The organism is Candidatus Symbiopectobacterium sp. (genome assembly GCF_020054415.1).
Lineage (GTDB): Bacteria > Pseudomonadota > Gammaproteobacteria > Enterobacterales > Enterobacteriaceae > Symbiopectobacterium.
Window position 1 is genome coordinate 1 of record NZ_JAHWCO010000139.1, and the last position, 8,003, is coordinate 8,003.

General features: G+C 55.2%; 6 protein-coding genes and 6 pseudogenes. 4 read left to right on the plus strand and 8 right to left on the minus strand.

Going from position 1 to position 8,003, the window contains the following annotated elements:
* Positions 1 to 102: 102 nt before the first annotated feature.
* Positions 103 to 492 carry a DUF4156 domain-containing protein gene (locus tag QZ506_RS04255; protein ID WP_291969306.1) on the plus strand — a complete coding sequence of 130 codons (390 nt, stop codon included), beginning with the start codon at positions 103 to 105 and terminating at the stop codon, positions 490 to 492.
* A 56-nt stretch (positions 493 to 548) separates the two neighbouring features.
* Here the strand turns inward: QZ506_RS04255 and epmB are convergent, their stop codons facing one another.
* Entirely contained in the window at positions 549 to 1,580 is a 1,032-nt protein-coding gene (gene epmB, locus QZ506_RS04260; protein ID WP_291969308.1) for an EF-P beta-lysylation protein EpmB, read from the minus strand.
* Positions 1,581 to 1,620: 40 nt separating this feature from the next.
* Here epmB and efp point away from each other — a divergent pair, with 40 nt between their 5' ends.
* Positions 1,621 to 2,187, plus strand: coding sequence for an elongation factor P (efp, locus tag QZ506_RS04265; protein ID WP_291969310.1), 567 nt, complete (start codon positions 1,621 to 1,623; stop codon positions 2,185 to 2,187).
* A gap of 143 nt (positions 2,188 to 2,330) precedes the next feature.
* Here efp and QZ506_RS04270 read toward each other — a convergent pair.
* Positions 2,331 to 3,230: pseudogene (locus QZ506_RS04270) on the minus strand (LysR family transcriptional regulator).
* A gap of 89 nt (positions 3,231 to 3,319) precedes the next feature.
* Here QZ506_RS04270 and QZ506_RS04275 point away from each other — a divergent pair.
* Positions 3,320 to 4,552: pseudogene (locus tag QZ506_RS04275) on the plus strand (serine hydrolase domain-containing protein).
* Positions 4,549 to 5,721 (plus strand): annotated as a pseudogene (locus QZ506_RS04280) (MFS transporter). The pseudogenes QZ506_RS04275 and QZ506_RS04280 overlap by 4 nt, the downstream one beginning before the upstream one ends.
* Positions 5,722 to 5,753: 32 nt before the next feature.
* Here QZ506_RS04280 and QZ506_RS04285 read toward each other — a convergent pair.
* The 6 genes and pseudogenes from QZ506_RS04285 to QZ506_RS04310 form a co-directional block, all read right to left on the minus strand.
* Positions 5,754 to 6,461 (minus strand): annotated as a pseudogene (locus QZ506_RS04285) (DMT family transporter); the annotation flags it as partial.
* A gap of 145 nt (positions 6,462 to 6,606) precedes the next feature.
* The gene (locus QZ506_RS04290) at positions 6,607 to 6,870 is read right to left on the minus strand and encodes a hypothetical protein (protein WP_291969312.1); all 264 of its coding nucleotides are present in this window, start codon (positions 6,868 to 6,870) and stop codon (positions 6,607 to 6,609) included.
* Entirely contained in the window at positions 6,867 to 7,238 is a 372-nt protein-coding gene (locus QZ506_RS04295) for a hypothetical protein (protein ID WP_291969314.1), read from the minus strand. Before QZ506_RS04295 ends, QZ506_RS04290 begins: the two co-directional genes overlap by 4 nt.
* Positions 7,235 to 7,675, minus strand: coding sequence for a lysozyme (locus QZ506_RS04300; RefSeq protein ID WP_291969316.1), 441 nt, complete (start codon positions 7,673 to 7,675; stop codon positions 7,235 to 7,237). Before QZ506_RS04300 ends, QZ506_RS04295 begins: the two co-directional genes overlap by 4 nt.
* A pseudogene (locus QZ506_RS04305) lies at positions 7,675 to 7,767 on the minus strand (IS1 family transposase); the annotation flags it as partial. The gene QZ506_RS04300 and the pseudogene QZ506_RS04305, both read right to left, overlap by 1 nt.
* A gap of 124 nt (positions 7,768 to 7,891) precedes the next feature.
* Positions 7,892 to 8,003 (minus strand): annotated as a pseudogene (locus QZ506_RS04310) (IS5/IS1182 family transposase); the annotation flags it as partial.

An 8,003-nucleotide genomic window follows, 5' to 3' on the forward strand; every position in this document is an offset into this window, starting at 1 on the left:
GGCTTTGTTGAATAATAGGTAATCATGCTGTTTTTCCGTGCCAGTTTTGGTTGAAAATGCTTGTCATCTCAGGTGTACACTTTTCTCATGAGGCCTAACTGCATGATTTTACGTTGCGAGGATCCGTCGTTTCGCTGGGCTGCCAGCATAAAATCTATTTATTCAACAAAGCCCATCGCCGTGGCGGTTTTACTGGCAGGATGCAGCACCAGAAAGGAATTGAGTTCAGCCGGGCAGTCGGTCAAGTTTACTGATAAGCAACCCGGCGGCGAATGCCGTCTGGTGGGGCAGGTGACAGGCTCGCAGTCCACTTGGTTAACGGGTCATTATGAGGGTAACGCTCAGCGCGGCGCGGCCAACGATCTGCGTAACAAGGCGGCGGCGCTCGGCGGTAACGTCATATATGGCGCCACCAGTTCCAGCGAAAGCTTGTGGTCGAGCTTTGCACCGCTTGATAGCAAGCTGGTCGGGCAGGTTTATCACTGCCCCTAAGCGACAGGCCTTCACAGGCGGATGCTTGCTGAGCTGCCGTCTGTGAAGAATTTCTGTTAGTTGGGCTTCAGCAACTGCAAATCCAGCAGCGTTTTGCTGGCTTCTCCGCCAATCTCGCGCGTCAAACGCGGTACCAGATAGCCGGAGACCTGCGACAGCAGTTTTTTCATGGTGTCGCGTGCTTCCTCATCGCTCACCAGAAAATGCGCTGCGCCTTGTACTTTGTCCAGCACGTGCAGGTAGTAAGGCAGTACGCCTGCGTTAAACAGCGCGTTGCTCAGCGCCGCAAGCGTCAAGGCGTTATCATTCACGCCGCGCAGCAATACGCTTTGATTCAGCAGCGTAACGCCAGCCTGACGCAAACGTGCCATGCTTTCACTCAGTTCGCTGTCAATTTCGTTGGCATGGTTGATGTGTGTCACCAGCAGTACGCGAAGGCGCGTTTGCGATAAGCGTTGACACAACGCCTCGGTAATTCGCGCCGGGATCACCACCGGCAACCGGCTGTGAATACGCAGGCGCTGCACGTGGGGAAGGGTTTCCAGTTCGGTGATAAGCCAGTCCAACTCATGGTCTTTCGCCATCAGCGGATCGCCCCCGGAGAAAATAATTTCGTCCAGTTCAGGATGCTGGCGAATATAGTCCAGCGCGTGACGCCAGTTGCTCTTGTTGCCCTGATTGTCCTGATAGGGAAAGTGGCGACGGAAGCAATAGCGGCAGTTGACCGCACAGCCGCCTTTGACCAGCAACAAGGCGCGGTTGTGGTATTTATGGAGTAATCCAGGCACCACGCTGTGCTGTTCATCAAGCGGATCGACGCTGAACCCGGGGGTTACCTCGAATTCGTCCTGTGCAGTCAGTACTTGCAGCAATAGCGGATCGAGAGGGTCCCCTTTGCGCATCCGCGCGGCAAAGGACCAAGGTACGCGTAGGGGAAATAGCGTGTGCGCTTGTGCCCCTTTACGTAGCTCAGGGTGGTCATCCAGCGCCAAAAAGTGCAAAAGTTGGAGAGGGTCGGTAATGACATCCGCAAGTTGATGCAACCAATCTTCTCTGGGATGGGGTTTTAGGGTTACAATGTGTGCCATTTTTTGGCTGAGTACCAGTATCAAATAGTAGAGGGCCTTTATGGCGACTTATTTTAGCAACGATTTTCGTTCCGGTCTTAAAATCATGTTTGAAGGCGAGCCTTACGCTGTCGAATCCAGTGAATTCGTTAAGCCAGGTAAAGGGCAGACTTTCGCGCGCGTAAAAATGCGCCGTTTGCTGACCGGCAAACTGATTGAAAAAACCTTCAAATCCACCGACAGCGCCGAAAGTGCTGATGTGGTCGATATGAACCTGACCTACCTGTATAACGACGGTGAGTTCTGGCATTTCATGAACAATGAAACGTTTGAACAACTGGCCGCTGATTCCAAAGCTGTTGGCGATAACGCCAAATGGCTGCTGGATCAGGCTGAATGTATCGTGACGTTGTGGAACGGCCAACCGATTTCGGTAACGCCGCCAAACTTCGTGGAACTGGAGATCGTGGATACCGATCCGGGTCTGAAGGGCGATACAGCAGGGACTGGCGGTAAGCCGGCAACGTTGACCACAGGTGCCGTGGTGAAAGTGCCGTTATTTGTTCAGATTGGCGAAGTGATCAAAGTGGATACGCGTTCTGGCGAATACGTTTCCCGCGTGAAATAAGCACTTCCCTGCCAAAAACACCGTCGGCTTTGCTGGCGGTTTTTTTTTGTCCCACATCTGGTCAACGTGAACGTTTGCTACCCATTCAGCCCCGATCGCTGCTTTATGACAGAGCATGTACCTTCAGATATCAAGGCGTAAGCTTACGAACCGGGAAACACCCGCTCGCACAGAAAATCGACCAGTACGCGTACCTTCGGCGACGGATGTTTGCTCGCGGGCTACAGAACGTGAAAAACGCCTGTGCGCTCCACATAATCGACCAGAATGGGCTGTAATCGGCCATTGGCCAGCGGATCGCAAATAGAGAAGTCCGGCAGATAGGCGATACCCAACCCTTGCAGTGCGAAGCACACGCGCGTCTCTATGTTGTTGCAGATCATCGCGGTGGGCAGTTGCAACGGTGGCTCTCCGGGAGCGAGTCGTAACGCCCACGGTTCCAGCTTGCCGCTGTGGGGAAAGCGATAGTGCAGGCAGCGATATCGCAGCAGGTCAGCAGGCACCTGCGGTGTGCCCTGCCGCGCCAGATAGTCGGGAGACGCGACCAGCAACGAGAGGAAGGCGCCAAGCCGACGAGCGGTGAGGCGCGAGTCGTGTGGCTCACCGGTGCGCACCACCACATCAAAGCCTTCTTCGATCACATTGACGATCTGATCGGTGAAATCGAGATCCAGCTTGATATCTGGATACGTATGCATAAATTCACTGAGTACCGGAAGTACCAGCGAACTGACCAGCGGCAGGCTCACTCGCAGGCGCACTCGCAGGCGCACCCGCGGCGTGCCGTTGGCCTGTAGATCCAACTCGGCGGCTTCGATCTCGGCCAGAATGCTCCGACAGCGCTCCAGAAACAGGGTGCCCTCAGCCGTCAGGGTAATGTTACGCGTGCTGCGATGGAACAGGCGTACGCCCAGTTTTTCTTCCAGACGTGCCACGCTCTTGCCAACGGCCGAGGCTGACACCCCCAGCAACCGCCCCGCTGCCACAAAGCTGCGTGTTTCTGCCACCTGCACGAACACCACAAAGCCGTTAAGGCTGTCCATATCGCCCTCCCATTGCTGACAGTTTATTCCGCATCGCAAGGAACTGTATCCATCTTTTTCTTGAGTCACAAGTTCTCTATCGTCAAGGTATGCCCGATTTAGCAACCGATGACATCAAGGACTTTACCGTGACGACTCCTCTCTCTCCCCTGCGCTCAGGTGCTCCCTCTGCGCATCTCTCCACCCGCATTCAGAATGTTATCCAGCAGGCGTTGGAGACGCATCGTCTGGTGGGTAGCGTTGTCTTAGTGGCGCACCATGGTGCGTTAATTTACCAGCAGGCGGCCGGATGTGCCGATCGTGAACACACACAGCCGATGGCGTTGGACACGATCTTTCGGCTGGCGTCGGTGAGTAAACCCATTGTGTCGACGGCGGCGCTGGTGCTGGTGGCTCAGGGAAAATTCGGTCTGGATGACGACATCTCTCGCTGGCTGCCCGAATTTCAGCCTCGGTTGCCCGATGGATCAGCCACGCCGATCACGGTGCGGCAGTTGCTCAGCCATACCGCTGGACTGGGCTACCGCTTCTTTGAGGCGGACGCGAATAGCCCCTACGTGCAGGCTGGGGTATCAGATGGTATGGATGCGTCCGGCATCACACTGGATGAGAATTTGCGTCGTCTCGCCAGCGTGCCGCTGCTGTATGCGCCGGGCAGCACCTGGGGGTACTCACTGGCGACGGATGTGCTGTGGGCCTTGATTGCGCGTGTTCAGGGCTCGTCACTGGACAAGGCGGTACGTGAACTTGTGACCGGCCCGCTGGGTATGATGGATACCGGCTTCGTCGTTGACGATCCGTTACGTGTGGCGACGGCCTACGTGAATGACACAACGCAACCCCATCAGTTGGCTGAAGGCGAAATCGTTTCTGCCTTTGAGGGGGCGGTCGGTATTACGTATAGCCCGGCGCGAATCTTCGATGCTGAAGCCTTTCCTTCAGGCGGCGCAGGCATGGCGGGTACCGCCAGAGATCTTCTTTACCTGCTCGAAACCCTGCGTCAGGGCGGCGGTGCGCTATTACCCGATGCTCTGATTGAGGAGATGGGTCGCGACCAGACTTGTGGACTGGAACTGCATAATGCGCCGGGGTTCGGTTTTGGTTTGGGATTCTCTGTGTTACGCGATCCCCAGCTTGCGGATTCGCCAGAATCGCCGGGAACCTAGCGTTGGGGCGGTGCTTACGGTCATGCCTGGTTTGTGGATCGCGCGCGCGGGCTGAGCGTCGTGGCGTTTACCAATACGCTGTACGAAGGCATGTCGGGCCGTTTCGTTACCGATCTGCGTGATGCGGTGTACGAGGCGCAGGGGGAAGCACAATGACATCCCGTAAACAGGAGCGCTTGCCGTTAGCTTCACTGCTGGCGTTAGCCACGGCAGCGTTTATCACTATCCTGACAGAAGAACTGCCTGCGGGGCTATTATCGCAAATGGCACAATGCCTTGCGGTGTCCGAAGCCTAGGTGGGTCAGACCGTCACCTTCTATGCCATCGGCTCGCTGGTTGCGGCGATCCCTTTGATGGCGGCCACGCAAGGCATGCGACGGCGTCCACTGCTGTTATCGGCCCTGGCGTGTTTCGCGATTGCCAATACCGTTACGACATTTTCCAGCAGCTATATCCTGACGATGGTGGCTCGCTTTCTTGCGGGAGTCTCAGCCGGGCTATTGTGGGCATTGCTGGCCGGTTATGCAGCACGCATAGTAACGGACCACCAGAAGGGACGCGCTATTGCTATCGCCATGGTCGGCACGCCTTTGGCGCTGTCGCTCGGCGTGCCAGCTGGAACGTTTTTAGGCCATTTGGTGGGCTGGCGGATGTGTTTTGGCATCATGAGCGCATTGGCGTTACTGCTTATGCTGTGGGTGCGCGTTCAGGCTCCCGACTTTGCCGGGCAGTCTGCGGGCAAGCGATTGTCGTTAGGAGCCGTATTTATCATCGCCGGGGTGCGTCCGGTGCTGTTCGTGGTATTGGCGTTTGTGCTGGCGCACAAGATCCTTTACACCTACATTGCCCCGTTCTTGGCGGCGGCGGGCATGGTCGAACGCACGGACGTGATACTGCTGGTGTTTGGCGTCGCCTCGTTGCTGGGGATCGGGATCATCGGCGTACTGATTGATCGGCATTTGCGTGCGTTGACCCTGACCAGCATGCTATTGTTCGGTCTGTCTGTACTGGCGCTTGGTGTTGCGGGTAATATGCCTGTCGTGGTGTATACGGCAGTAGCGGTGTGGGGGCTGGCATTCGGCGGCGCGGCAACGCTGTTTCAAACCGCCATCGCCAAAACCGCCGGAGAGGCGGCCGATGTGGCGCAATCGATGTTGGTGACGGCCTAGAACCTGGCGATTGCTGGCGGCGGTATCATTGGCGGACTGTTGCTGGACAGCATGGGCGTTGCGGCATTCTCTCCGGCACTTTTGGTGCTGCTAACGGCAACGCTGATCGTGGTCTGTGCTGCCCGGCAGCAGGGTTTTTGCGCGATGCCGTGTTGAAATGCCAGTCGGGTCGGCCCCCTCAGCCATTGTTATACCCCTTCGCGCTCTGTGCTACAGGCAGCCACTTTCTTGCGGCGTAGCCACTGTGCAGGTTTCAGTTCGCTGACTAGCCCCACGATAACAATCAGCGCGGCACCCACAATCGCTAAGCAGGGCAAACGGTCACCGGCAAGACGACCGACAATGTCCGCCCAGACCGGTTCGCTGGCGTAGATGACGGTGGCTCGCGTGGGGGACACTGCCTTTTGCGCCCAGTTCATGGTCAGTTGAATCACAATGCTGGCGGCACCAAGGCAGATGCCGCCCAGCAACTATGCCTAGGAGAAGGCGGGCAACGACTCACCGGTTACCGGCATTAACAGCAGGGATAGCAGTCCCGCCGTCAGCAACTGTACAGTAGTCACCCGGCGCACATCGACTTTCCCGGCGAAATGACCGATAAGAATGATTTCGGCCGCAATCGCCAGCGCACTGAGCAGCGTGAACCATTCGCCCTGACTCATACTGAGATGGCACGCATCGGGTCCTGCAAACAGCATCAGGCCGACAAACGCGAAAACAATACCCACCAGACTCATGACGCCGGGGCGTCGCCGTAGCACCAGCCATTGCAGCAGCGGCACCAGAGGAACATACAGCGCGGTAATAAACGCTGATTGGCTGCTGGTGATGGTTTGCAGGCCATAGGTTTGTAAACCGTAGCCCAGCAGGATACTTGCTCCGATAGCAAAGCCCGCATAGCACTCCTGAAGTGGGAGATAAATTAAAATATCAATATATTGATATTAAATAAAATTATATTTATTAATATTTAATATACCCGATTAAGTACCCGCATTAATTTAAGCGTCCTGTACGGCTTTTTTCGAGGATTGCAACCTGCTAATAACGGCACGCATAAATAGCCGTTTCTAATTCCCTCTCGTAGCCTATGCGCTGGTGACGTTCTGCACGTAACACCCGCATCTGCTGATCAATGGGTGCGCCTATTTTTAACTGGTCAACAGCGAACGCGGGTTTTGATACATCGGTGGTTTTGCACGGTACCGGTACAGGGACTTTAACCTCGACATAAACAGGATCCGGGCGCGGCGTTTCACCACAACCCGCCAGCACCAAAATACCCACCAGAATTACGCGCTTCATTTCGAACGCTCCCGCCGTAGCTCATCATCAAACGCCGCTGACGCAACCGCGCATACTTCACCCTGCGTTTGTTCAGACAGAACGGCATTCGCGGCGGCATACTCCGTTTGTGCCGATTTGCGTGCTTCCTCTTGTTTTGCTTTTGCGTTGGCTTCTCGCTGGTCTGCTAAAAGTTTTAATGCCGCCACGCCGTTGTTTTGGGCTGATATCGCCGCCCCCTGCTGGCGCTTCTCCGTTTTGCATGCTGTCAGCAGATTATTGAGGTTATCAATGGTGGGTTGGTAGTGGCGCGCAGCCAGCCAGGTACCCGCGCCGACGATGGACGCCAGAGCTAACAGGAAAACAACAAGTTGCGTAGCAGTGTTCATTTATCCAACCCCCAGCAGGTTAATTCAGATTTCTGCTTGCGCCGTTCCATCTTCCCGTAACAGTTGTTTGAGCGGATATGGCAATCTTTGCCACCGTCCCAAATCCAGCGCTTAATCTCTTTACAGGCACCAATCACATCGCCTGCATTCAATTTGCGGTAGAACGTTGATGTGAAGCAATTAGCGGGGCCGATATTCCAAGGACAAAATGAGGCAATGCCGACTTTCTGAGGCTCGTTGAGCGGCACTCTAACGTTGCGCTCCACCCAATCGAGCGCCTTTTTCTTCTCTATGGCATCAATTTTTGCGCACCGTTCAGCGGTCAGCTTCATGCCCTTCACTACCTGCTTGCCATCTACCCGCGTTACACCACCGCAAATAGTCCATACACCACCACCATCTGGGTAGGTCGTGTATTCAATGAGTTGATGTAGCATCAAACGTGGTACTCGCGTTCGATGTAAGTACCGATAATCCTATCGTGCATTTCGGATGATTTTGAATATCCGAGCGTCTTGCTGCATATTCGCATGCGATCAATCATCGATTCGCATCTAAGGTCGATCACGTTTTCGCATCGTATCGATCATCCGGGACCGGCTTTGTTGAATAAATCAGAACATGTAACGACTGCGCCCCATACGGGTCGATTGTTACGTGATGCGAATACTGTTCGGCATTCCTAATAGCGTGATCCGGTTAAGCGCTTTGACCATGGCCATGGCTTCACCCACCTGAGCATCGTAGTCTCTCAGACTTAGATGA

What these genes read in the sequence shown, in the direction of transcription:
- QZ506_RS04295 (WP_291969314.1), bottom strand. Translation starts at nt 7,238, where the DNA reads ATGAACACTGCTACGCAACTTGTTGTTTTCCTGTTAGCTCTGGCGTCC.
- QZ506_RS04290 (WP_291969312.1), bottom strand. Translation starts at nt 6,870, where the DNA reads ATGAAGCGCGTAATTCTGGTGGGTATTTTGGTGCTGGCGGGTTGTGGT.
- efp (WP_291969310.1), top strand. Translation starts at nt 1,621, where the DNA reads ATGGCGACTTATTTTAGCAACGATTTTCGTTCCGGTCTTAAAATCATG.
- QZ506_RS04255 (WP_291969306.1), top strand. Translation starts at nt 103, where the DNA reads ATGATTTTACGTTGCGAGGATCCGTCGTTTCGCTGGGCTGCCAGCATA.
- QZ506_RS04300 (WP_291969316.1), bottom strand. Translation starts at nt 7,675, where the DNA reads ATGCTACATCAACTCATTGAATACACGACCTACCCAGATGGTGGTGGT.
- epmB (WP_291969308.1), bottom strand. Translation starts at nt 1,580, where the DNA reads ATGGCACACATTGTAACCCTAAAACCCCATCCCAGAGAAGATTGGTTG.